This window comes from Methylobacterium oryzae, assembly GCF_036441375.1.
GTDB classification, from domain to species: Bacteria; Pseudomonadota; Alphaproteobacteria; order Rhizobiales; family Beijerinckiaceae; genus Methylobacterium; species Methylobacterium oryzae_A.
On record NZ_MLCA01000006.1, the window covers coordinates 232,207 to 253,659 of the forward strand.

21 protein-coding genes are annotated in these 21,453 nt (G+C 71.5%); 10 read left to right on the forward strand and 11 right to left on the reverse strand.

All coding sequences use genetic code 11. From position 1 onward, the window contains the following. Positions 1-29: 29 nt before the first annotated feature. Positions 30-3,167, reverse strand: a complete 3,138-nt coding sequence (locus MOTC310_RS11455) for an efflux RND transporter permease subunit (protein ID WP_331301829.1) — start codon at positions 3,165-3,167, stop codon at positions 30-32. Between the two features lie 21 nt (positions 3,168-3,188). Further along, positions 3,189-4,472, reverse strand: a complete 1,284-nt coding sequence (locus MOTC310_RS11460) for an efflux RND transporter periplasmic adaptor subunit (protein ID WP_331301830.1) — start codon at positions 4,470-4,472, stop codon at positions 3,189-3,191. A 177-nt stretch (positions 4,473-4,649) separates the two neighbouring features. On the opposite strand from MOTC310_RS11460, the gene MOTC310_RS11465 reads away from it, so the two are divergent. Next, on the forward strand, positions 4,650-4,832 hold the full coding sequence (locus MOTC310_RS11465) for a hypothetical protein (protein WP_331293226.1): 183 nt from the start codon (positions 4,650-4,652) through the stop codon (positions 4,830-4,832). Positions 4,833-4,909: 77 nt separating this feature from the next. Here MOTC310_RS11465 and MOTC310_RS11470 read toward each other — a convergent pair whose 3' ends face one another. The 3 genes from MOTC310_RS11470 to MOTC310_RS11480 form a co-directional block, all read right to left on the reverse strand. After that, the gene (locus tag MOTC310_RS11470; RefSeq protein ID WP_331301831.1) at positions 4,910-5,383 is read right to left on the reverse strand and encodes a hypothetical protein; all 474 of its coding nucleotides are present in this window, start codon (positions 5,381-5,383) and stop codon (positions 4,910-4,912) included. 610 nt (positions 5,384-5,993) lie between these two features. Beyond that, complete coding sequence (locus tag MOTC310_RS11475; RefSeq protein WP_331301832.1) at positions 5,994-7,088, reverse strand: glycosyltransferase family 2 protein; 1,095 nt, start codon at positions 7,086-7,088, stop codon at positions 5,994-5,996. 108 nt (positions 7,089-7,196) lie between these two features. Further along, positions 7,197-8,291 carry a glycosyltransferase family 4 protein gene (locus tag MOTC310_RS11480; protein WP_331301833.1) on the reverse strand — a complete coding sequence of 365 codons (1,095 nt, stop codon included), beginning with the start codon at positions 8,289-8,291 and terminating at the stop codon, positions 7,197-7,199. Positions 8,292-8,610: 319 nt separating this feature from the next. On the opposite strand from MOTC310_RS11480, the gene MOTC310_RS11485 reads away from it, so the two are divergent. Both MOTC310_RS11485 and MOTC310_RS11490 read left to right on the forward strand, forming a co-directional pair. After that, the gene (locus MOTC310_RS11485; RefSeq protein ID WP_331301834.1) at positions 8,611-9,591 is read left to right on the forward strand and encodes an SPFH domain-containing protein; all 981 of its coding nucleotides are present in this window, start codon (positions 8,611-8,613) and stop codon (positions 9,589-9,591) included. Positions 9,592-9,597: 6 nt separating this feature from the next. Continuing rightward, positions 9,598-10,053 (forward strand): NfeD family protein, encoded by a 456-nt coding sequence (locus tag MOTC310_RS11490; RefSeq protein WP_331301835.1) that lies wholly within the window; start codon positions 9,598-9,600, stop codon positions 10,051-10,053. A gap of 22 nt (positions 10,054-10,075) precedes the next feature. On the opposite strand, the gene MOTC310_RS11495 is transcribed toward MOTC310_RS11490, so the two are convergent. Both MOTC310_RS11495 and MOTC310_RS11500 read right to left on the reverse strand, forming a co-directional pair. Further along, positions 10,076-10,447, reverse strand: a complete 372-nt coding sequence (locus MOTC310_RS11495; protein ID WP_331301836.1) for a thiol-disulfide oxidoreductase DCC family protein — start codon at positions 10,445-10,447, stop codon at positions 10,076-10,078. A 74-nt stretch (positions 10,448-10,521) separates the two neighbouring features. Further along, a complete protein-coding gene (locus MOTC310_RS11500) occupies positions 10,522-13,401 on the reverse strand; it encodes a phosphoenolpyruvate carboxylase (RefSeq protein WP_331301837.1) in 2,880 nt (959 codons plus the stop codon). A gap of 162 nt (positions 13,402-13,563) precedes the next feature. Between MOTC310_RS11500 and MOTC310_RS11505 the strand changes: the two genes are divergently transcribed. Together MOTC310_RS11505 and MOTC310_RS11510 are read left to right on the forward strand one after the other, a co-directional pair. Then, positions 13,564-13,866, forward strand: coding sequence for a hypothetical protein (locus MOTC310_RS11505; protein ID WP_331301838.1), 303 nt, complete (start codon positions 13,564-13,566; stop codon positions 13,864-13,866). Continuing rightward, on the forward strand, positions 13,863-14,597 hold the full coding sequence (locus MOTC310_RS11510; protein ID WP_331301839.1) for a hypothetical protein: 735 nt from the start codon (positions 13,863-13,865) through the stop codon (positions 14,595-14,597). Before MOTC310_RS11505 ends, MOTC310_RS11510 begins: the two co-directional genes overlap by 4 nt. Positions 14,598-14,600: 3 nt before the next feature. Here the strand turns inward: MOTC310_RS11510 and MOTC310_RS11515 are convergent, their stop codons facing one another. After that, complete coding sequence (locus MOTC310_RS11515) at positions 14,601-14,960, reverse strand: helix-hairpin-helix domain-containing protein (protein WP_331293236.1); 360 nt, start codon at positions 14,958-14,960, stop codon at positions 14,601-14,603. Positions 14,961-15,185: 225 nt separating this feature from the next. On the opposite strand from MOTC310_RS11515, the gene rpmF reads away from it, so the two are divergent. Beyond that, the gene (rpmF, locus tag MOTC310_RS11520) at positions 15,186-15,374 is read left to right on the forward strand and encodes a 50S ribosomal protein L32 (RefSeq protein ID WP_003601373.1); all 189 of its coding nucleotides are present in this window, start codon (positions 15,186-15,188) and stop codon (positions 15,372-15,374) included. Positions 15,375-15,393: 19 nt separating this feature from the next. Here the strand turns inward: rpmF and MOTC310_RS11525 are convergent, their stop codons facing one another. Both MOTC310_RS11525 and phaR read right to left on the reverse strand, forming a co-directional pair. Then, positions 15,394-15,633 (reverse strand): hypothetical protein, encoded by a 240-nt coding sequence (locus tag MOTC310_RS11525; RefSeq protein WP_331301840.1) that lies wholly within the window; start codon positions 15,631-15,633, stop codon positions 15,394-15,396. 168 nt (positions 15,634-15,801) lie between these two features. Beyond that, entirely contained in the window at positions 15,802-16,398 is a 597-nt protein-coding gene (gene phaR / locus MOTC310_RS11530; protein WP_331301841.1) for a polyhydroxyalkanoate synthesis repressor PhaR, read from the reverse strand. 326 nt (positions 16,399-16,724) lie between these two features. On the opposite strand from phaR, the gene MOTC310_RS11535 reads away from it, so the two are divergent. From MOTC310_RS11535 to MOTC310_RS11550, 4 genes are all read left to right on the forward strand, one after another. Beyond that, positions 16,725-17,909, forward strand: a complete 1,185-nt coding sequence (locus tag MOTC310_RS11535; RefSeq protein ID WP_331293239.1) for an acetyl-CoA C-acetyltransferase — start codon at positions 16,725-16,727, stop codon at positions 17,907-17,909. 114 nt (positions 17,910-18,023) lie between these two features. After that, positions 18,024-18,752 (forward strand): acetoacetyl-CoA reductase, encoded by a 729-nt coding sequence (gene phbB / locus MOTC310_RS11540; RefSeq protein ID WP_331301842.1) that lies wholly within the window; start codon positions 18,024-18,026, stop codon positions 18,750-18,752. Between the two features lie 424 nt (positions 18,753-19,176). Then, complete coding sequence (locus MOTC310_RS11545) at positions 19,177-19,671, forward strand: hypothetical protein (RefSeq protein ID WP_331301843.1); 495 nt, start codon at positions 19,177-19,179, stop codon at positions 19,669-19,671. A gap of 21 nt (positions 19,672-19,692) precedes the next feature. Continuing rightward, positions 19,693-19,932 (forward strand): hypothetical protein, encoded by a 240-nt coding sequence (locus MOTC310_RS11550; protein ID WP_331293242.1) that lies wholly within the window; start codon positions 19,693-19,695, stop codon positions 19,930-19,932. A 222-nt stretch (positions 19,933-20,154) separates the two neighbouring features. Here MOTC310_RS11550 and MOTC310_RS11555 read toward each other — a convergent pair whose 3' ends face one another. Beyond that, a complete protein-coding gene (locus MOTC310_RS11555; protein WP_331301844.1) occupies positions 20,155-21,381 on the reverse strand; it encodes a glycerophosphodiester phosphodiesterase family protein in 1,227 nt (408 codons plus the stop codon). Positions 21,382-21,453 lie beyond the last annotated feature (72 nt).

Genomic DNA, 21,453 nt, shown 5'->3' on the forward strand with positions numbered 1-21,453 from the left:
GACGCAATGCGCGCCGTCGCGCTTCGGTCCTACTCGGCGGCGATCCGCGGCGGCGCCGGATGGCCGTCATTGGCCGGACGGGCCGGATCGAAGGTGAGGGCGTCCTCCGGGTCGTCGCGCTCGCCCACGAAGCGGCCGAACAGGCGCTTCAGGAGGCGCGACAGGTCGTCCATCAGCACGAAGATCGCCGGGACGAAGACCAGCGACAGCACCGTCGAGACGATCAGCCCGCCGATCACCGCCACCGCCATGGGCGCGCGGAACTCGCCGCCGATCCCGTAGGCCAGCGCGGAGGGGACCATGCCGGCCGCCATCGCGATCGTGGTCATCACGATCGGCCGGGCGCGCTTGCGGCCGGCATCGACGATGGCGACATTCCGGTCGACGCCGGCGCGGATCTGCTCGACGGCGAAATCCACCAGCATGATGGCGTTCTTGGTCACGACGCCCATCAGCATCAGGATGCCGATCACCACCGGCATCGAGATCGGCATGTGGCAGATCAGCAGCGCCAGGATCGCGCCGCCGATGGAGAGCGGCAGTGAGAACAGGATGGTCAGCGGCTGAAGGAAGTTGCCGAACAGCAGGATCAGCACGCCGAAGACCATCATCAGGCCGGCGCCCATGGCGAGCGCGAAGCCCTCGAACACCTCGCCCATTACCTCGGCGTCGCCGGTCTGGCTGATCGTCACGCCGGGCGGCAGGTTCTTGGCGGTCGGCAGGTTCATCACCTGGCTGATCAGCTCGGCCAGCGCGTCGGTGCCCTGCATGTCGCCCTCGAGCGCCACCCGCACGGCGCGGTCGTAGCGGTCGATGCCGGTCGGCCCCTGGCCGAGGCTGATATCGGCGACGGTGGCGAGCGGGACGGCGGCGCCGCCCTTCACCGGGACCTTCAGGGTCTCGAGGTCCGAGAGCCGGCCGCGCAGGCTCTCGGGCAGCTGCACGCGGATCGGCACCTGCCGGTCGGTGGCGTTGAACTTGGCGAGGTTCATGCCGATGTCGCCGATCGTGCCGACCCGCACGGTCTCGGCGATGGTGTCGGTGCTGACGCCGAGATCGGCCGCCACGGCGGGCTTCGGCCGGATCCGGACCTCGGTCCGGTCGAGCGGCGCCGTCGACATGACGTTGACGAGGTGCGGGACCTGCTGGGCCTCGCGCTGGAGCTTGGCCGCCGTCTCGGCCACCACGGCCTTGTCGGGGCCCGCGATGATCAGCGCGAGGTCGCGCTGACCGCCCTCGCGCAGCGCCCAGAACCGAAGGTCCGGCTCCTCCCGGAGGATCGCCGCGACCTCGGCGTCGACCTGCTTCTGGGTCTTGTCGCGGGTGTTCTTCGGCGTGAGGTTGATGGTGAGGCTCGCGAGCCGCACCTCCTTCTTGGCCGGCAGCTGGCGGCCGCCATCCACGAACACGCTCTTCACCTCGGGCAGCGCGCGGATCTTCTCCTCGATGCGGTCGGTGACCCGAACCGTGTCCTGGAGCCGGGCGCCCGGCGGCAACTCGACCACGAACAGGGTGCGCGCCTGGTCCTCCGCCGGCAGGAAGCCCGCGGGCAGCAGGCCCGTGGAGGCGATGGAGGCGGCGAAGCACGCGATGCCGAGCACCAGCGTGATGAATTTGTGCCGCACCGACCACGCCACCAGGCGGGTGTAGCCGCGCATCACGAAGCCGTCCCGCTCGTGGTCCGGCCCGTGGTCGCGCAGGAAGTAGGCGGCGAGCAGCGGCGTGATCAGCCGCGCCACGAGCAGCGACATGAACACGGCGGCCGCGATCGTGAGGCCGAACTGCTTGAAGTACTGGCCGGCGATGCCGCCCATGAACGACACGGGCGAGAAGATCGCGATGATCGTCGCCGTGATGGCGATGACCGCGAGGCCGATCTCGTCGGCGGCCTCCAGGGCGGCGCGGTAGGGCGACTTCCCCATCCGCATGTGCCGGACGATGTTCTCGATCTCCACGATCGCGTCGTCCACCAGGATGCCGGTGACCAGCGTGATCGCCAGCAGGCTGACCGCGTTGAGCGAGAAGCCGAGCGCGCTCATCACCCAGAAGGTTGGGAGCACCGAGAGCGGCAGCGCCACGGCGGCGATCAGCGTCGCCCGCCAGTCGCGCAGGAACAGCAGCACGACCACGACGGCCAGGACCGCGCCCTCGATCAGGCCCATCATGGCCGAGTGGTAGTTGCCGATCGTGTTGACGACGCTGGTGTCGATCAGGTCGAACCGCACGTTGGGATTGGCGGCGTGGAGCGCCGCGATCTTCTTGGCGACGCCGACCGACACGTCGGCGTCGCTGGCGCCGTTGGCGCGGGAGATCGCGAAGGCGACCACCGGCTCGCCGTTGAAGCGCGCGAAGGTGCGGGGCTCCTCGGCGGTGTCCGACAGGGTCGCCAGCTCGTCGAGGCGGACCTTGCGGTTGCCCGGCACCACGATGGAGGTCTTGGCGAGCGTGTCGAGGCTCGCCGAGGCGGCGAGCGCGCGGATCGACTGCTCCTGGCCGCCGACCTCGGCCCGGCCGCCGGCCATGTCGGCCGAGGTCAGGCGCAATTGCCGGTTCACGTCCGCGGCGGTGATGCCCAGCGCCAGCAGGCGGTCGGGTTTGAGGGTGACGCGGATCTCGCGGGCGACGCCGCCGAGGCGCTCGACGCCGCCGACGCCCTTCACGCTCTGCAGGCCCCGGGCGACGACGTCGTCCACGAACCACGACAGGTCCTCGGGCGTCATGGCCGGCGCGGAGGCGCCGTAGACCATGATCGGCAGGCCGGCGATCTCGACGCGGGAGACGATCGGCTCGTCGATGGTGCGCGGCAGGTTCTGGCGGATCTTGGCGATGGCGTCCTTGACGTCGTTCGTCGCGCGATCCTGGTTCACCTCGAGGCGGAACTCGATCGTGGTGGTCGAGATGCCTTCCGTGATCGTCGAGAGGATGTGCTTGACGCCCTTCACGCCGGCGACCGAATCCTCGACCCACTTGGTGACCTGGGTCTGAAGTTCCGCGGGCGCGGCGCCCGACTGGGTGATCGTCACCGAGACGATCGGGATGTCGATGTTGGGGAACCGGGTGATCGGCAGCGAGCGGAAGCTCACCAGCCCGAGGATCATCAGGACCAGGAACAGGACCACCGAGGGCAGGGGCTTGCGGATCGCCCAGGCGGAGACGTTGAGGCGCATGGCCGGATCCTTCGACTCGTCCTACCGCGGGGCCGCGTCGGCGATCGGCGTGCTGGTCGGGGCCGGCACCGGGCGCACCCGGTCGCCGTCGCGCAGGAAGCTGCCGGCGCGGGCCACGACGCTCTCGCCGGCCGCGACGCCGGAGCGGAGTTCCGTGAAGCCCTCGGCGGAGAGGCCCGTGGTCACGGGCCGCGCCTCGACGCGCCCGTCCTTCACCACCAGGACGCTGGCGCGGCCGTCGGCTGCGTAGAGCAGGCTGGAGACCGGCACGGCGACGCCCGTGCGGCGCGCGATCTCCACGCTGCCGCGCGCGAAGGCGCCGATGCGCAGCGCCGGATCGTCGCCGAGGCGGATGCGCACCTTGCCGAGCCGCGTCGCCCGGTCGACCTCCGGGTAGACCCGGCGCACCTTGCCGCGCAGTTGGCGGCCGTCATCGAGGTCGAGGCTCGCCGGGTTGCCGACCTGGATGCGGGCCAGCGAGGTCTCGGGCACCTCGCCCTCCAGCTCGATCTCGCCCCGGGCGATCAGCCGGAACAGGGGCTCGCCCGCCGCGGTGGCGGTGGCGCCGATCCGGGCGGTGCGGCGGTTGACGATCCCGGCCTCGGGCGCGCGTATGTCGGTGCGGGCGCGCCGCAGGGCGATCTCGGCGCCGGCGGCGCGTGCCGTGGCGAGGTCGGCCTGGGCCGATTGCAGACCGCCCTTGGCGGCCGCGAGCCGGCCCTCCGCCCCCTGCGCCGCCGAGACGCGCTGCTCCAGCACGGCCGCGGTGGCGTTGCCGGTCTTGGCGAGCGCCTGGGCACGTTCCAGGGACTGCCGCGCCTCGACGTTGGCGGCCTCCGCCTGCACGATCTGGCTCCGGGCCTGGACGATGGCCGCCTCGGCGCGGGCGATCGCCGCCGCGTTCGAGGCCTCCTGGGTGGCGATCATCTCCAGCGACAACTTGGCGAGAACCTGCCCCTTGGTGACGCGGTCCCCCTCCTCGACGAGCAATTCGGTGATGCGCAGGCCCTCGACCTCGGGGGAGACGAGGATCTCGTCCCGGGGGACCAGCGTGCCGGTGACGACCGCCCGCTCGACGATCTCGCGGCTCTCGGCCGGCACGACGGTGACCGCGGGTGCGATGGCGGCGGCGTCGGGAACGGCGGCGGTCTCGACGGCCCGGGCCGGTGCCGCGGCGAGGATCGCGAGCCCGCACAGAAGACTGAGGCGAGACGCGCGCCAACGGACGGAGTTCACGACGGGGGCCTCGCAATCGGCGCTGGACTGGTATTGCCTCTCCCTCGCCGGGCAGGTCGGCGTTTTCATGGCGAGCCATCCTGGACGGTGCCGAGCATAGCGCCGTCGCGCGTGGTCGTCGCCGGGCCTCACGCCGCAGGTCATCGTGGCGGGCGGAGCGCGGCTGTTTAGATCGATCAAGCTGCAACTCGCCACGAATAGCGACGTTAATAGGCCGACGGTCTTCTCGCGACCGGGGAGGGATCGATGAGCATTTTCCAGATCAGACAGAAGAAGAGCGGCGCCGTGCTCTGGACCGGAGCGGCCGACGACGAGCAGACGGCCCTCGACGCCATGGCGCGCGAGGCAGGGTATCGCGATTTCTCGTCCTTGCCGGACGCGATCCGCGCCGACGGGATCGAGGCGGCGAAGCTCGACCTGATCTCCTGAATTCGGATTGAGGCACCTCCGCCGGCGCGGATAGCGCTTCGGCGGAGGTGCCCTGGAACCCGTCGCGACCCGGTCGCTCAGAAATTCTGGACCAGGTTCTCGATCGTCGCGGCGCAAGTCTTGATCGCGTCCGGATCGTGGAGACCGCCGATCACCGTCGGGTCGAGCGCGAGGCTCGCCTCGATCAGGTCCGGCCAGACCGAGACCGGGGGCCAGCCGGGATGCACGATCGCGGCACCGAGCCGCGCCAGCGCCGCCGCTTTCTCGGTCTGCTCACCGTAGGCCCGCTCTTCCGGGAGGCACAGGAAGCGCTTTCCCTGCGCGGCGGCCAGCGCGACAACACCGTCGCCGCCGCCGCCCACGAGCACCGCCGCCCGCGCGACCCGGGCCTCGACGTCGGGCACCCAGCCGTGCACGTGCAGGTTGTCGGGCGCGGGGCCCGAGCCGGAAACTGGCCCCAGGACGTGCCACGGCCGGTCCGGCACCGCCCGCGCCGCCGCGGCGAGCTCCGCGAGGCTGCCGCCCGCGCCGCCGCGGCCGAACACGACCACGATCTCAGCTCCGCGAGGCTGCCGCCCGCGCTGCCGCGGCCGAACACGACCACGATCTCGCGGCCCGCCTCGGTCGGGCCCTGCGTCGGCGCGCCGAGAAAGCCCGCGTAGAGCGTCTTGGCCCGGACCCAGTCCGGCACGGCCACGCCGTCGAGCGCGGCGGGGAACGGCGCCAGCAGCCGCGTCGCGCTCCGGAAGGCTTCCAGATGCGGCCGGTCTGTCCGCGTCCCGGCGAGCCGCACGACCAGGGCCGGCACCGACAGGAGACGCGCCAGGAGCGCGACCTCCGCCGAGACGTCGACGACCAGCAGGGCCGGGTCGACCCGCTCCGCCCAGGCGGCGATGCGCGCCATCCGCGCGCGAACCCCCGGATGATGGAGGGGGGCGTAGTGCAGGGCCTCGGGCCGCTCGGCCTCGCCGTCCCGGCCCTCGAAGGCCGCGTCGCCGAGGGGACGGTCGTCGGGCAGGTCGACGATGTCGAGCCCGGCGGTGTCGAATCCGGCAAGAGTTCCGAGGATCGTGCAGGGGCGGGGGAGGGCCCCGGCGACGGCCCGGGCCCGCTGGAGATGGCCGGCGCCCTGGTGGTGGACGTACCAGCCGATGCCGCGGGTCACGCGGCGTCCCTCAGGGTCAGGGCGAGGGCGTCGAGATCGGCGACCGCCCGGTCGAGGGCGCATTCCCGCGCCGGCGGGCTGCGCGATTCGAGGATCCGGTCGGCCCGCTCCACGAAGGCGATGTCGTTCGGGCAGGCCCCGACGGCGGCGAGGTCGTCCGCGTCGAGCCCGAGCCGGGCGCAGGACGCGGCGCGGGCCTGCTGGTCGAGGTGGAAGGCCCGGCGCAGAGCTGCCCGGCGCAGGATCAGCGCCTGCCAGTGCGCGGCCTCCGGCAGCAGGTAGGCCTCCCCGTCGAGGACGCGGGCTCGGCGCAGCATCTCGGTGGCCATGCCGCCCGAGACCCGGCCGTGGTGGCGGGACGAGACGAGCACCTGCACGTCCGGGCTGTGGCGCAGCCGTGCACCGTTGGCGCGCAGCAGCCCGACGAGGGCGTTGTCCTCGCCGCAGGGCAGCGCCGGCAGCCCGCCGACCGCCCGGTACAGGACGGCCGGAACGGCGAGGCTCGCGCCGGTATGGTCCCCGTGGCGGGGGGCGGGATCGTAGGGCGGCGGGTCGAGGAGGTCCTCCAGGCGGCGGACGCCGGACCAGTACCGCTCGATGCGCGCGTGCAGGTCCGCGAGGGCGGGGTCCGGGGCGCCGTCGTCGTCGATCACCAGCCGGCCGCCGACGATGTCCGCGGTCTCGAGCGCGCGAAGATTGGCCGCGACCCAATCGGCCGGCAGGCGGGCATCCGCGTCGGTGGTGAGGAGGATCCCGTCCGCCTGTCCCTCGGCCTCCAGCCAGTCGGCACCGGCATCGAGCGCCATGCGGCGGGCCGTGCCGACATGGGCGTCCGCGCCGCCGAGTTCGACTTCGATCACCCGGAGCGCCAGGGTCGCGAGGATGCCCGAGGTTTCGACATCCCGCACCGCCTGGACGGTGCCGTCCGTGCAGTTGTTGGCGAGCACCACGACGCGCAGGGGCGCCCGCGCCGACACGCCGTTCTGCGCCGCCAGGGAGGCGAGCAGCCGGGGCAGGCGCTCCGCCTCGTTCCGGGCGGGGATGCAGACGACGCAGGGGGGTGGGGCCGGGTGGTCGGCGTCCGTGGTCATGTCAGGTCTCCCGTGGCACCCTCGCGCGCCGCGGAGGTCGGAGGCGGGGCGTCGATCCGCCGGGCTCCGGGCTCGGGTGCGAAATGGCGGCGCGCGGATCCGCGCCGTTCAGCCGCGTCCTCCCGCGACGCGCAGGGGCGGCCGCGCCCGCTCGGCGCAGCGCGCGATCACGGCGTCGTAGGCTTCCAGGTAGCGTCCGGTCATCGCCGCGGCATCGTAGAGCGCCTCGGCCCGGTCGCGGCAGGCCCGGCGCGACAGGCCGGCGGCTCCCCGGATCGCCACCGCGAGATCCTGCGGATCGTCCGGGCGGGCGAGGCGGCCGCAGGACGCGTCCAGGATGTCGGGCATGGCGCCGCGGCGGAAGGCGGCGACCGGGGTGCCGCAGGCGAGCGCCTCCGCGACGACCAGGCCGAAGGGCTCCTCCCAGCGCGGCGAGACGATGGCCACCCGGGCCCGGCCCAGATGGTGGGCGAGATCCCGGTGCGAGAGATGGCCGAGATGCGTCAGGTCCGGTCCGAGCCGCGGGGCGATCTCGGCGTCCCAGTAGCCGGGATTGAGCCTGGGGCCGGCGAAAGTCAGCGGCAGCCCGGCGGCGCGGGCGGCGTCGATCGCGAGGTGCAGCCCCTTCTCGGGCACGATCCGACCGGACCAGAAGGCGAAGGCTGGAGCGTCGGCAGCGTCCGAGAACGCGAAATTCGAGAGGTCCACCCCGTTATCGACCACCTGCGCGCCGGGCACGAGATGCGCCCATTCCTGCGCGAGCGACGGCGAGACCGCCAGGAAGGCCATGTCGGGATCGGCCTGGACGACGCCGCCGACGAGGGACTCGAACGGCGGCGTGTGCAGCACCGTGAGCCAGGGCAGTCCGAGCCGGGCGCTCTCCCGCAGAGGCAGCGCGTGCAGGGAGTTGTTGTGGACAAGATCGAAGCCGCCGGCCGCGACCATCTCCATCATCCGCCGATAGGCGTCCTCCTCGGTTCGGTCGATCACCTCCTCGCGTTCCGGGTCGAGGAGCGCGTCCCCGGTGGGATCGCAGAGCATCACGGGATCGAGGGCCGGGTCCGACCCGCGGCTCGCGAACAGCGTGACGTCGTGCCCGTGGCGCTTCAGCGCGACGGTCAGGAGGTGCGTGTGCATCTCCAAGCCGCCGGCATAGGGCTGGCCGATCGGGTATTTCAGATGTGCGAGGACAGCGATCTTCACGCGCGCACCGAGTCCGGTTGGGTGGGGATATCTGCCGCCCGCAGCGGCGCGAAAGGACTTCTTTCCGCGGCGAGGGTGGCGGGGATCATGCCGAATGTTTCTTCAACAAGCGTTGCGTTCGCGGGTCTGGAGCGACGACAAACGCGACGCTTGCCGGCTTCGTAAGCGCGGCGGCCTGAACCGAAGATGATCGAGATCGGGGGGCGCCCGTTCACGCCAAGACGCGGATCGCCCCAGGGCGACCGGTCGCCGAGCGCGGAGCGGCCTGTTAGGCTGCGCGGCCGCGCCGGTTCTAGGACACCGGCAGGGAGGGGTGTCGATGGGGCTTCCGTTCGGGCTGAGCGTCTTCGCGGTGGGCGTGGCGGCGCTGACGATCATCACCCTGGCCGCCGGCGTGAAGATCGTGCCCCAGGGCTACGTCTACACGGTGGAGCGCTTCGGCCGGTATGCCCGCAGCCTCGACGCCGGCCTCGGCCTGATCACCCCCTTCGTCGAGCGTGTCGGCCGTCGGGTCAACGTGATGGAGCAGGTCATCGACGTGCCGAGCCAGCAGGCCTTCACCCGCGACAATGCCGGCGTCACCATCGACGCGGTGGTGTTTTACCAAGTGCTCGACGCGGCGCGCGCCTCCTACGAGGTCTCGAGCCTCGACCTCGCCGCCACGACCCTGACCATGACCAACATCCGGACGGTCGTCGGCTCGATGGACCTCGACCAGCTCCTCGCGCACCGCGACGAGATCAACGAGCGCCTGCTCCGGGTTATGGACGCGGCGGCCTCGCCCTGGGGCGTCAAGATCAACCGGATCGAGATCAAGGACATCGTGCTTCCGGCCGACCTCGCCGGCGCCATGGCCCGTCAGATGAAGGCCGAGCGCGAGAAGCGGGCCTCGATCCTGGAGGCGGAGGGGCAGCGGGCCGCCGAGATCCTCCGCGCCGAGGGGCGCAAGCAATCGGCGATCCTGGAGGCGGAGGGCCGGCGCGAGGCCGCCTTCCGCGACGCGGAGGCGCGGGAGCGCTCCGCCGAGGCCGAGGCGGCGGCGACCGGCATGGTCAGCCGGGCCATCGCCGAGGGCGATATCGCGGCGGCCAATTTCCTCGTGGCCGAGAAGTATGTCGACGCGGTGCGGGCGATCGCCACCGCGCCGAACCAGCGGGTCGTGGTGGTGCCGATCGAGGCGGCGGCTCTGGCCGGCACCCTCGGCGGCATCGGCGAGCTCACCCGCACGGTCTTCGGCGACGCCGCCGCGGCGCCCCGGCGGACGGGGACGCCCCCCAGCGTTGCCCAGCCGCGGGCCTGACCGGCGATGCTCACCCAAGTCGCCGACGCCGTCGCGGCGCTCGGGCCCGCCTGGAGCTGGGTGATCGCCGGATTGTTCTTGGCCGGGGCCGAGATCCTGGCGCCCGGCGTGTTCCTGATCTGGCTGGGTCTGGCGGCCCTGGCCACCGGCCTCGCCGCCGCCGCGCTACCTTTGCCCTGGCAGGGCCAGGCTCTGCTGTTCGCGGCGCTGGCCGTCGGCTTCCTCGCGGTCGCGGCGCGCCTTCAGCGGCGCGGTGCCAGGCCGCCGGCAGCCGCGCTGAACCGGGCCGACAGGGGCCTCGTCGGGCGCGAGGGCGTGCTCGACGCGCCGATCGTGAAGGGGGCCGGCTGTATCCGCTTCGACGACACGCTCTGGCGGGTCGAGGGACCCGACCTGCCGGCCGGCGTACGGGTACGGGTGATCGCTGTCGGCGGGACGATCCTGCGGGTCGAGGCTGCGTGAGCGCGACTCGGCGGATGCCCCCTCAGGCTGAAGCCCGCGGCCGTTCGAGCCGCCGGGCGAGGTGCTGCAGCCGAGGCCGGACTCTCAGGAACACGCCGTAGAGCCGCTCGAGGACGTTCAGGACGAGGCCCGACCGCGCGAGGAGCCCGAGCGGTCGCAGGACCGGGATCGCGCGCCACATCGCCGCGAAGGCGGCGGCGCCGGTCACGATGCGTCCGCCCTCGCAGGCGTGGAAGCGCGCCAGCATGTCCGCCCGCGACGCCGGGCAAGCGCTCGCATCCTCCGCCACGTCGACGAAGGTGATCGTGCCGTGCCGGTCGAGCCGGCGCATCAGCGCGATCTCGCGCCGGCAGAGGGGGCAGCCTCCATCGAACCAGACGACGACCTGTTCCATGCCCCCGATATGGGCCGCGCCGCAGCCCAGGCCAGATTGCGCCCTGGCGCCCGGCCCGCGGGACGGCGTCGCGGTCAGCCGAACGCCCCGACCTCGTGCTGGATCATTCCCGAGATCTCCCGCACCTGATCGAACATCCGGCGGATCGGCTGGAACAGGTTGGCGTGCTCCGCCTCGTAGGTGCCGACGTCGCGCGGGCCGGCCGGCTCGCCGAAATTGAGGCCCAGCGTCGGGTCCGGCGTGACCGGGAAGATCGCGTCGAGGAGCTTCAGGCAGCCGTCGATGTCCAGCCGCAGGAAGCGCTCCAGCAGCTGCTCGCGGGAGATGCCCGCCTGCGGCCGGAAGCCGGGGATGTGGACCGCCAGGAACCAGATCCGGTGGATCAGCGCGAGGCGCAGGGCGTGGAGCAGCGTCAGCCGGGCCGACATGGCGGGAAGGTCCGGGGCGGCCGCGCTCAGGGCGAGCCAGTCCCGGGTCAGGCGTCCGAACAGGTTCCGCAGCGCGGGGGCGAGGTCCAGGCGCTCCAGCGCGCCCGAGATCACCACCAGCTCGTCCCGGCGGAAATCCTTCTGGGTGCGCCGCGCCCGCTCCAGCCACACGGCCGGGTCGAGGGTGTCGATATAGGCGCGCAGCACGTCGAGGTCGCCCACCGAGGCGGCGTGCTGCACCAGGCGGAAGGCCCGGGAGAACCGCACCGAGTCGCGCCGCATGTCGCGGAACAGGTCGGGCCCCCGCTGGGCCGCCCGGCCGATCCCGTGGAGCGAGTTCGCCAGGAAGCCGAGCTGGTGCAGGATCGCGTTGTTGGGGATCGCCCGCATCTGGCGCGGATGGGTGATCCGCGCCGGGCCGCCGTTGTCGGTCTGGCGCGCCACCGGGCGCGAGCCGGTCCGGTCGATCAGGCTCGGGCCGAAGGTGCCGAGGAGCGCCGCGTAGCCCGGATCGTCGACCAGCGCCTCCATGTCCTGGCGGGCGGCGGTGAAGAACTCGAGAGCGAAATCCGGCTCGGCGTAGATCGGATCGACCTTGGCGTCGGAGGCCTTCGGATGGTCGTTGAGGGCGTAGTCCGAGAATGAATCCTCCTCCGTCACGTCGAGCGCGTAGACGTGCTCGGCGATGCGGGCGACGCTGGCGCGGGCCAGCGCCTCCGTCCCGTACAGCAGGTAGCCGTCGGTGCCCTGGAAGCTCGATTCCAGCCGGACCCGGATGCCGGCCCTGCGGGCGCGGTCCCGCGCATCCTCGGGGGCGAGATAGGCGAGGCGGTCGCGGAGCGAGGTCGGATGGGCGCCGCGCCCGATCGATTCGCCGTGCGTGTCGAAGATCGCGAGCTCGACCTCGGATAGGCCGTTCTGGACCAGCATCTCGGTGATGCGCAGCCGCAGGCGCTCGATCCAGAAGGTCGCCGCCAGCTGACCGACGTAGCGGCCCGAATCGGAATAGCCGAACTGCACGGTGAGCCGGCCGATGCGCTTGAGATACTGGCGCCAGTGCGGGTTGCGCAGGGCATCGTCCAGCACCCGGATGCCCTGCTCGAGCGCGCTCGCCGTCTCGAACAGCGGCGTGATCTCGAGCTTGTCGGCGATGCCGTAGTGGCGCGCGAGCCAGAGGGCGGCGAGCAGGGTGTAGCCGGTCTCGGTCTCGGCGATGAGGAACCGCACCGGATGGGTGCCGTCCACGTGCTTGAGAATCTGGGCGATCGTCATCATCAGCCGCGCCGCCGAGGCCCGTTCGGCGGCGAGCGCGCCGAAGTCGACGGCGACGGGGCGGACGTCGTTCAGCAGGGTGTGGATCGTCGCGAGGTGCGAGCGGCGCCGGGCCGCGTCGGTGGGCTCGCCCTCCAGGTCGATCACCCGCCGCACCGCGTTGTGGATCTGGCTGGCGTTCAGCCGGAAATGCGGCAGGGCGTTCGACAGGCCGTGCGTCGCGACTCCCGCGCGCAGGATCGCGATCCGGCGCTGGTCGGCCGCGTCGTCGGCGGCTTCCAGGGCTTTGGTGAGCCCGGCGACGAGGGCGCCGGCGTCGGTCTGGGCGCGCTCGCGCTCGATGATGAGCGCCAGGGCGAAGCGGTGCACCGCCTCGAGGGACGGCTGGTCGCCGAGGCGCGGCGCCACGGTGAGCTGGCGGTTCACCGCCGCCAGGGCGTTCTCGGCGAGGGCGCGGATCTCGCGGCAGGCCGGGATCTCGGGCAGGTCGCGCATCACCCGGTCGAACTGCATGCGCTTCGAGATCAGCCGGTAGCGCAGGGTGTCCCACCAGCCGATATCGGTCCGCCCGTCGGTGTCGCAGCCGACCCAGCTGGCGATGGCGAAGGGGCGGGGCGTCAGATCGGTCCAGCGGTCCGGCCAGCGGGCGCGGGCGGCGTCGAGCAGGGCGCCGTTGAAGGCGTCGAGGGCGAGCCGGCCGTTATTGGCCGCCGCGCAGGCCTGCTCGAACTCGACGTCCAGGGTGATCGGCGCGTCCGGCCGGGTCGACAGCGCCGCCGCGCGCGCGATCAGCCCGGCGCGGTCCTTGGCGTCGGGCCGGCTCGCGGCCTCGGCGAGGAGGCCCGCGACGGCCCGGGGCATGCCGAAGGTGGGGTGGGCCGTGAACACCACCGCGAAGGCGGTGCGGTGGATCAGGGCCGAGAAGGCCTCGACGCTGTCCGGCCGGTCGGGGGCCGCCGCCACGAGCCGGGCGGGGATACCCGCCTGCGGATCCTCCGGTCCGGCCTCGAGCCCGACATAGGCCCGGAGCCGTTCCGCCCGCGCCGCCAGGGCCGCGGCACGCAGGCGCACGAACAGCCCGTCCAAGTCGCCGGCCGAGATCTCGTTCCGGTCGAAGCGCCGGGTGATCGCCAGGGTCACCGCCAGGACGGGATTGCGGAACGGGTCCTCCCGGGCCTGGTCCCGCGCGGCCTCGATCAGTCCGAGGAGGTGCGCCTCCAGTTCCTCGGGCTCGCGGCTCGGCTCGTGCTGCATCGGTCGGTCCCGGCTCCGGTCTGCCCGCATCTACCCGGTCCAACAGCCCACGCAAGGAGCGTTCCGCGCGTGCTCGGGGACACGGACGCGACACAGCGCGGAGACATCGACGACTCGATGGGGTGGCGGCGGCCTGAACCGCAGGTTAGAGCTGGCCTCCTGATGGAGCGCCTGTTCATCATCCTGGCTATCCTGGTCTTCGCCGTCGCCATCGTCGCGGTCGCCGCGATGGCGGCGCGCGGCCGGCGCGAGCCCCTGCGCATGGGTTCCGAACTCGACGTTGAGGACGAGGACCTGCTCATCGGCTCGGTCGGACCGCGCAAGAGCCCGATCGACCGCACCGCACAGGTGCTCGACCCGCGGGTGCTGGATCTGGAAGCGATTGAATTGGAGCCAATCCGCGCCCTCGACCGGACGCAGCGCGACGAGCCGCTCCGGCGGGATCCGCCGGGAGCCGCGCGATGAGGCCAAAAGTGCGCGGCGTGGCCGGGCTGCTGCTCGCCGGCCCTCTCTGCCTGTCGATGATGCAGGGCGTTCCGGCGGCGCCCGCAGGCAAGGGGACCGCTCCGGCGCAGGTCCCGCCTGCTCAGGTTCCGCCTGCCCAAGTCGCGCCTGCCCAAGTCCCGCCAGTCGCTGCGGCGCCCGCGGCGGCGCCAGCCGCGCCCAGCCAGGCCGCCCCTCAGGCGGCGAGCCCCACCCCGGCCGCCGGTCCGACCCTCGAGCAGCCCTGCGGGACGCAGGCGGCCCGCTTCGAGAGCGCCAAGGGGTTCAAGATGGTGATCACGCGGGCCGGGCAGGTCCGCACGACGAACCCGCTCAGGCCGCTGACGCCCGAGGTGAACGAGGTTCTCCAGGTCGTGATCGCCGGCAAGGTCGCCACCGCCTACGGGCCGGACTTCGCGACGCTGCGGCGCGGCGGCGCCGCGTCGGGCATCGAGGCGATGCTGGGCAGCCCCATTCACTGGGAGCCGACGCTGCCGACCTTCCCAGACCCGATCGCGATCGTGACCGAGGAGGGGACGCCCCTGGCGCAGCTCACGTTCCGCGCCTGCGAGGCGCCGCCCGCCGTCAAGGCGCCGAAGGTGCCGAAGGCGGAGGCGCGTAAGAAGGCGCCCCGGCACGCGGCGCCGAAGGCCGCCGCGGCCCCGAAGACGCCCCCCGGATTCTCCATGCCCCAGGGGGCGATCGCCGAGTAGCGGCTACTTCTGCTTGGCGATGACCTTGTCCTTGATGCCGTCGTAGACGTTCTTCGGGATGATCTTCTTGGAGACGAGATCGTCCTTTCCGCGATACGGCCGGCCCTTGATGATCGCGGCCGCGCGCGCCGCGCCGATGCCCGGCAGCGCGTCGAGCTCCTCGGTGCTGGCGCTGTTGAGGTCGATGAGGGCGCCTTTGGCCGCGTTCGGCGATCCGGCGACCGGCGCGCTCGGGGCCGCGGGCTTCGCGGGCGCCGTGGGTGCCGCGGTCGTCGGTGCCTGGGGCGCCTGCGCCAGGGCGGGGACCGCCACGAGGCTCGACAGAAGGGCGAGGAGGGCGAGGGTCTTGGTGGAGGAGGCCATGGCGTTCTCCCGAGAGGCGCGGCCCGCACCGCGGTGCCGTCCCGGCCGATCTGCGCCGCTTCGCTTGAACCCGCGCTTAACGGTTGTGGTCCGGCACCCCTAGCCACGGGCCGGTGCGGGGGCTATAAGCCGGCCCTCATCCGTATCCCGCGGTGTGCGTGGCGATCCTCGATCGAGGAGCCGCCCGCGCGCCGCTTTGTCCGCGGCGTCACGAAGGATCCAGCCATGGCCGTTCCGAAGCGAAAGACCTCCCCCTCCCGCCGCGGCATGCGCCGCTCGGCCGACGCGCTCAAGGCGCCGACCTACGTCGAGGACAAGGATTCCGGCGAGCTGCGCCGCCCGCACCACATCGACCTGAAGACCGGCATGTACCGCGGCCGTCAGGTCCTGAAGGTGAAGTCCGCCGAGGCCTGAGCTTCGCGAGGGCGGCGCCTCAGGCGAGGCGCCGCGCGGCCTCCGCGTAGCGCGCGGCGGCCATCCGGGTCCGTTCCAGGCGCGAGGGTAGCAGCGTCGGATCGTCGGCCGTCAGCAATTGCGCGATGAAGCCGGCGCGGGGTCGTCCCGCCGCCGCGCGTTCTGCTGTCCGACCGGCGGACGGCTCATCGGACCGTCCCCCGTCGATCACGGCTAGCGCGTGGACCTTCGTCCGCGCCGCCTCGGGGGTGTCGTCCACGTCCTGGACCGGCGCGCGCCCACTGGGGCGAGCCTGTGTCGGACCGAGACGGCTGACTGTTCCGATCCGCACCATGCGCACATTCTCCGCACGTTCCCGTGCCCGTGTCGCAAAGGTGGGGCCGACGTTAACGGATCGTCAACCCTTTGTCCGGTCGATCCGGCGGGATTACTTCTTCGCGAGCGCTTCGAGGCGCTGCTGCATCTCCAGCATCTGGCGCTTGAGATCGTCGAGCTCGCCGCCCGCGTAGGGTGCGGACTGAGTCGGGGTGGGCGCCGTCGGCTGCGTTCCGGGCGCGGGCGGCGCGAAGCCCGTGAACATCTTCATGGCGTCGCCGAAGAAGTTCATGTTGGTGCGCACCTGCTGCTCGATGGCGTTCTGGAACGCCGCCGGACCGAAGCTCTGGGCGAACTTCTCCCGCAGGCCGTCCTGATCCTTGGCGAAGTTCGCCATGGAGAATTCGAGGAAGCTCGGCACCATCGTGCGCATGCTGTCGCCGTAGAAGCGGATCAGCTGGCGCAGGAACGCCACCGGAAGAAGATTCTCGGCGCCGGCCTTGTTCTCCTGTTCGAAGATGATCTGCGTCAGGACCGAGCGGGTGATGTCGTCGCCCGTGCGCGCGTCGTAGACGACGAAATCCTCGCCGTTCTGCACCATCGTGGCGAGGTCCTCCAACGTCACGTAGGTCGAGGTACCGGTGTGATAGAGGCGCCGGTTGGCGTACTTCTTGATGACGGTCTGGGTGGCCTTGACGGTGTCCGCCATCGGGAACGGCCTTTCTGGACTCGGGACCGGGGGGCGTTGCAGACGCGCGGTGCTGTCTGACGGGGGCTGTCTTCGCGCCCGCAACACGATCCTTAAAGCCTTCCCGGGGCGCAGAAAACAGCAAACTGCACCTCTTCAACGCAGAATAGTGCAGGGCGGCTGGCGCGGTTGCGCCATTTCAGTCTCGCAATCGCGTCATCGGCGCGTTTTGGCGCTTCGATGCACAACCTTGACTTCGCCCACCTCAAGCCCTTCATCCCAGGGCCGGCACAGAGCGCGCCCCGGGACGTGGAAGGCGCGCCGGCTCGCGAGAGGAGAACGTTCACATGGCAGGCAGCGAAGAGATCGTCATCGTCGGGGCCGCGCGGACGCCGGTCGGCTCGTTCGGCGGCGCCTTCGGGGCGGTGCCGGCCCACGAGCTCGGCGCGACGGCGATCAAGGCCGCCCTGGAGCGGGCCAAGGTCTCGCCCGATGAGGTGGACGAGGTGATCTTCGGTCAGGTCCTCACCGCGGGGGCCGGCCAGAATCCCGCCCGTCAGGCCGCCATCAAGGCCGGCATCCCCGAGAAAGCCACCGCCTGGGGCCTCAACCAGGTCTGCGGATCGGGCCTGCGCACGGTCGCGATCGGCATGCAGCAGATCGCCAACGGCGACGCCAAGGTCATCGTGGCCGGCGGTCAGGAATCGATGTCGCTGTCGCCCCACGCGCAGTACCTGCGCGGCGGCCAGAAGATGGGCGACGTGAAGCTCGTCGACACCATGATCAAGGACGGCCTCTGGGACGCCTTCAACGGCTACCACATGGGCCAGACCGCCGAGAACGTCGCCCAGGCCTTCCAGCTCACCCGCGAGCAGCAGGACCAGTTCGCGACCCGCTCGCAGAACAAGGCCGAGGCTGCCCGCAAGGAGGGCCGGTTCAAGGACGAGATCGTTCCGGTCACCGTGCCGGGCAAGAAGGGCGACACGGTCGTCGACACCGACGAGTACATCCGTGACGGCGCCACCATGGAGGCGATGGGCAAGCTGAAGCCGGCCTTCACCAAGGACGGCACCGTCACGGCCGCCAACGCCTCGGGCCTCAACGACGGCGCCGCCGCGCTGGTGCTGATGTCGGCCTCGGAGGCCGAGCGCCGCGGCCTGACCCCGCTCGCCAAGATCAAGTCCTGGGCGACCGCGGGCGTCGATCCGAAGGTGATGGGCACCGGCCCGATCCCCGCATCCCGCAAGGCCCTGGAGAAGGCCGGCTGGAAGCCGTCCGACCTCGACCTGATCGAGGCCAACGAGGCCTTCGCGGCCCAGGCGCTCGCGGTGAACAAGGACATGGGCTGGGACGACGCGAAGGTGAACGTCAATGGCGGCGCCATCGCGATCGGCCACCCGATCGGTGCCTCGGGCGCCCGCGTCCTCGTCACCCTGCTGCACGAGATGAAGCGCCGCGACGCCAAGAAGGGCCTCGCCACGCTCTGCATCGGCGGCGGCATGGGCGTGGCGATGTGTGTCGAACGGACCTGATCGGACTGTCCCGTCAGTATCGGCCCACAACATAGACTTAAGGCCGAAGTCAGAAAAAATCGCGTGCGGACGCCATCCGCACGCGGCATCACGTGATGCGAACAGGAGGAAACAATGGCTCAAGGACGCGTCGCCCTCGTGACGGGCGGCACCCGCGGCATCGGCGCGGCGATCTCGAAGCGGCTCAAGGACAAGGGCTACAAGGTCGCCGCGAATTACGGCGGCAACGACGAGGCGGCCAACGCCTTCAAGGCCGAGACCGGCATCCCGGTCTTCAAGTTCGACGTGGGTGATCTCGCGAGTTGCGAGGCCGGCATCAAGGCGGTTGAGGCCGAGCTCGGCCCGGTGGATATCCTGGTCAACAATGCCGGCATCACCCGGGACGGCGCCTTCCACAAGATGACCTTCGACAAGTGGCAGGCGGTCATCAAGACCAACCTCGACTCGATGTTCACCTGCACCCGTCCGCTGATCGAGGGCATGCGCAGCCGCAATTTCGGCCGCATCATCATCATCTCGTCGATCAACGGCCAGAAGGGCCAGGCCGGGCAGACCAACTACTCGGCCGCCAAGGCCGGCGTGATCGGCTTCGCCAAGGCGCTGGCCCAGGAGAGCGCCGCGAAGGGGATCACCGTCAACGTGATCGCGCCGGGCTACATCGCCACCGAGATGGTGATGGCGGTGCCGGAGGACATCCGGAACAAGATCATCTCGACGATCCCGACCGGCCGCCTCGGCGAGGCCGACGAGATCGCCCACGCGGTCGAGTATCTCGCCAGCGACGAGGCCGGCTTCGTGAACGGCTCGACGCTGACCATCAACGGCGGCCAGCACTTCGTCTGATCGCCCGCGGGCGCGCCGGATCGACCCGGCGCGCCCGCCTCAGGCCGAGGCTGCGGGGCCGCGCCGTGAGGTGGGCCGTCCGACGTGCCGGCCGCACACCGCTCCTTCCGATGATCGTCGCGGCCGCGCCCGACGGCGGTGGCCACCGATCCGCGTCGCGCGGATCCCGCATGTCGGCGTCCGAGAGCGTGCCAAGCGCCGCCCATCGCGGTCGCGGGCCCGGACGATCCAACTCAGCAAGCGTGACGAAAGTCCTTCCCCGCGCGCGGATTCGCGCGTCGGGCGGGATAACGGGCATTGTGGGCAGCGATCGGCCCGATGGCCGGCGTGTTCTGAGACACGAACAATTCGAGCGGCCTCGTATAGATCTCCTTCCATCGGCACACGGATGGTCCCGCCGATAGAAATCGAGGTCCCGAGGATCATGAACAACTGGTTTCACGGTAAATTCGGCGTTCAGTTTATCGGCGAGAGCCAGGATTGTTCTTCCCGCGCGACCGGGATGAGTGGCGACCGCTCGACTGTTCGCCGCGGTTCCGCGCTGCCCACCGTCGCGAAGCTCGGGATCGCGGCGGCCTGCGTCCTGGGGCTGGCGGCCTGCGTCACGCCGCAGGAGCGCCACGCGCTGGATCAGAACCAGTGCTACGCCTTCGGCTTCGAGCCCGGCACCGACGGCTTCGCCGAGTGCATGATGGGCCTCCATCAGCAGCGCGCCGTCGCCCAGGCCAACAGCAACCTGTACTGGCAGGCGCAGCTCGCCGAGCAGAACCGCCGCCGCGAGGCCCAGCACGACCTCTACAAGGTGATGAGCCTGCAGCGCACCGGCGACCCGCGCTTCCCCGTCTGCGGCGCCTCCTCGGACGGCGGCATGGATCGCCGGACCATGACTTGGTACGGCCCGAACTGCCGCGCCCGCTGATCCGGATCGAGGGAGGTTCCCATGTCTGACGTGACGACGCGCGGCCCGCGCAACCCGAGCCAGATCATCTTCGTGACGGTGGCCCTGTTCGGCAGCGCCGTCGGGTTCGCGACCGCCAGCCTCGTGTGGTTCACGCTGGCCGTTCTCGGCTCCGCCACGCTGACCTGCGCGGGGTACGGCCTGATCCGGCGGCGGCTCGGCTGGAAGCCGCTGAACGGCGAGTACCTGTCCAACCTCCTCTACGTGCTGAGCCCGTACTAGGCGGACACCACACATGCCCCCGCGGACGCGCCGCGGGGCTCATCGGCGGGCGGTGCAGGCCCATGAAGGCCTGGCCGCGCCGCGCCCCCCATTCCCGCAGACCGCGCCGCCTCCGAGGCCACCATGACGCTCGCCCTCATCATCACCGGCTTCCTGATCGTGAACTTCGTGATGGCCGGCTTCTTCTCCCTCGTGGCCCTCTGGGCCGACTGAGCGGCGGCGCTACGGAGCACCGACGCAGTTGGCGTAGAAGGTCGTGGTCGCGGGCCAGTCGGAGAAGACCCCCAGCACGCCGACCTGGCCGTGCAGGACGTCGAGCAGCCGCAGGATGTCGCCGTCGCCGGTGATCACCGGCTTGATCGACTGGTAATAGTACCCGCCGCCGCCCTTCAGGGGACCCGAGCGCTCCAGCGACCACGCGATCAGGCCCAGCCCGGCCGCCTTGGCGTCCCGGGCATAGGTCGAGGGCTCGATCGTCCCGTCCGGGCCGGGCCGGACCAGCATCCACAGCGGCGGCGCCAGGATCTTCACGCCCTTCCGGGCGAGTTCGGCCATGCCGGGCTGCCACGTGCCGGGCTTCTCCGGGTCGAAGCCCTTCGCGGTCTCGTCGCGATCGTCGAGGAAGATCGCCTGGCGGCCGAAGTCCGGATCCTTCTCGAGCCAGTAGAGGATGTCGCGCAGCTGGAAACTCTGCGGGAAGACGTCGGAGGCCGGGATGCCGGCCTCCTTGTACTCGTCGATCAGCTGCTGGGCGTACATGTCCTGCGTGTAGGTGCCCTGGAACGGCATCGCGACCTGGGGCGCCTTCAGTTCGGGGGTGAACTTCCGCCCCATCCCCTTCACCAGCGCGATGTACTCCTTGTGCGACATCAGCGTGCCGGTGCCCGCGAAGAGGTCGGTGCGCCAGCGCGGCGTCGCGTTCATGTAGGCCGCGACGCTGGTGGCGTCCGGGTCGGACGCGTCCATCTTCCCGTTGAGCGACTTGAACTCGTCCAGCGTCAGGTCGCTGGTGCAGCACTTGGCCGAGGCCTTGCGCCCGGTGGCCGGATCGGCCGGCGTGAAGCCCTGCGTGCACTTCGCCGCGAGTTCCGGCCGGTGCAGGATGTCGGTGGTCGTGTGCAGGTCGCACTGGCTGTGGCGGCAGACCAGCTGGCGGTCCTTGGTGAAGGCCACGTCGCACTCGATGATCCCGGCGCCCATCCGGTCGGCGGCGAGCAGACCCTCCCGCGTGTGCTCCGGGAACATCAGCGGCGCGCCGCGGTGCGAGATCGAGAAGGTTCTGGGCGTGTAGGTCCGGTCGACGCCGCAGGCGGCGAGCTTGTCCTTGAGCGGGCCGGGCTTCAGCTGGTCGACGAGGTAGAAGGGTCGGGGCCCGAGCTGGGCGGCCTCGCCGGCGAGGCCGGGGCCCGCCCCCAGGAGCAGCCATAGCCCGATCATGAACGCACGCATCGCGAACCTCCCGTTTCAGGCCGCCGGTAGAGCGGGACGGTGACAGGGACGTGACCCCGCACGCGCCGGCCG

What these genes read in the sequence shown, in the direction of transcription:
- MOTC310_RS11455 (WP_331301829.1), bottom strand. Translation starts at nt 3,167, where the DNA reads ATGCGCCTCAACGTCTCCGCCTGGGCGATCCGCAAGCCCCTGCCCTCG.
- MOTC310_RS11460 (WP_331301830.1), bottom strand. Translation starts at nt 4,472, where the DNA reads ATGAAAACGCCGACCTGCCCGGCGAGGGAGAGGCAATACCAGTCCAGC.
- MOTC310_RS11465 (WP_331293226.1), top strand. Translation starts at nt 4,650, where the DNA reads ATGAGCATTTTCCAGATCAGACAGAAGAAGAGCGGCGCCGTGCTCTGG.
- MOTC310_RS11475 (WP_331301832.1), bottom strand. Translation starts at nt 7,088, where the DNA reads ATGACCACGGACGCCGACCACCCGGCCCCACCCCCCTGCGTCGTCTGC.
- MOTC310_RS11485 (WP_331301834.1), top strand. Translation starts at nt 8,611, where the DNA reads ATGGGGCTTCCGTTCGGGCTGAGCGTCTTCGCGGTGGGCGTGGCGGCG.
- MOTC310_RS11490 (WP_331301835.1), top strand. Translation starts at nt 9,598, where the DNA reads ATGCTCACCCAAGTCGCCGACGCCGTCGCGGCGCTCGGGCCCGCCTGG.
- MOTC310_RS11495 (WP_331301836.1), bottom strand. Translation starts at nt 10,447, where the DNA reads ATGGAACAGGTCGTCGTCTGGTTCGATGGAGGCTGCCCCCTCTGCCGG.
- MOTC310_RS11500 (WP_331301837.1), bottom strand. Translation starts at nt 13,401, where the DNA reads ATGCAGCACGAGCCGAGCCGCGAGCCCGAGGAACTGGAGGCGCACCTC.
- MOTC310_RS11505 (WP_331301838.1), top strand. Translation starts at nt 13,564, where the DNA reads ATGGAGCGCCTGTTCATCATCCTGGCTATCCTGGTCTTCGCCGTCGCC.
- MOTC310_RS11510 (WP_331301839.1), top strand. Translation starts at nt 13,863, where the DNA reads ATGAGGCCAAAAGTGCGCGGCGTGGCCGGGCTGCTGCTCGCCGGCCCT.
- MOTC310_RS11515 (WP_331293236.1), bottom strand. Translation starts at nt 14,960, where the DNA reads ATGGCCTCCTCCACCAAGACCCTCGCCCTCCTCGCCCTTCTGTCGAGC.
- rpmF (WP_003601373.1), top strand. Translation starts at nt 15,186, where the DNA reads ATGGCCGTTCCGAAGCGAAAGACCTCCCCCTCCCGCCGCGGCATGCGC.
- phaR (WP_331301841.1), bottom strand. Translation starts at nt 16,398, where the DNA reads ATGGCGGACACCGTCAAGGCCACCCAGACCGTCATCAAGAAGTACGCC.
- MOTC310_RS11535 (WP_331293239.1), top strand. Translation starts at nt 16,725, where the DNA reads ATGGCAGGCAGCGAAGAGATCGTCATCGTCGGGGCCGCGCGGACGCCG.
- phbB (WP_331301842.1), top strand. Translation starts at nt 18,024, where the DNA reads ATGGCTCAAGGACGCGTCGCCCTCGTGACGGGCGGCACCCGCGGCATC.
- MOTC310_RS11545 (WP_331301843.1), top strand. Translation starts at nt 19,177, where the DNA reads ATGAACAACTGGTTTCACGGTAAATTCGGCGTTCAGTTTATCGGCGAG.
- MOTC310_RS11550 (WP_331293242.1), top strand. Translation starts at nt 19,693, where the DNA reads ATGTCTGACGTGACGACGCGCGGCCCGCGCAACCCGAGCCAGATCATC.
- MOTC310_RS11555 (WP_331301844.1), bottom strand. Translation starts at nt 21,381, where the DNA reads ATGCGTGCGTTCATGATCGGGCTATGGCTGCTCCTGGGGGCGGGCCCC.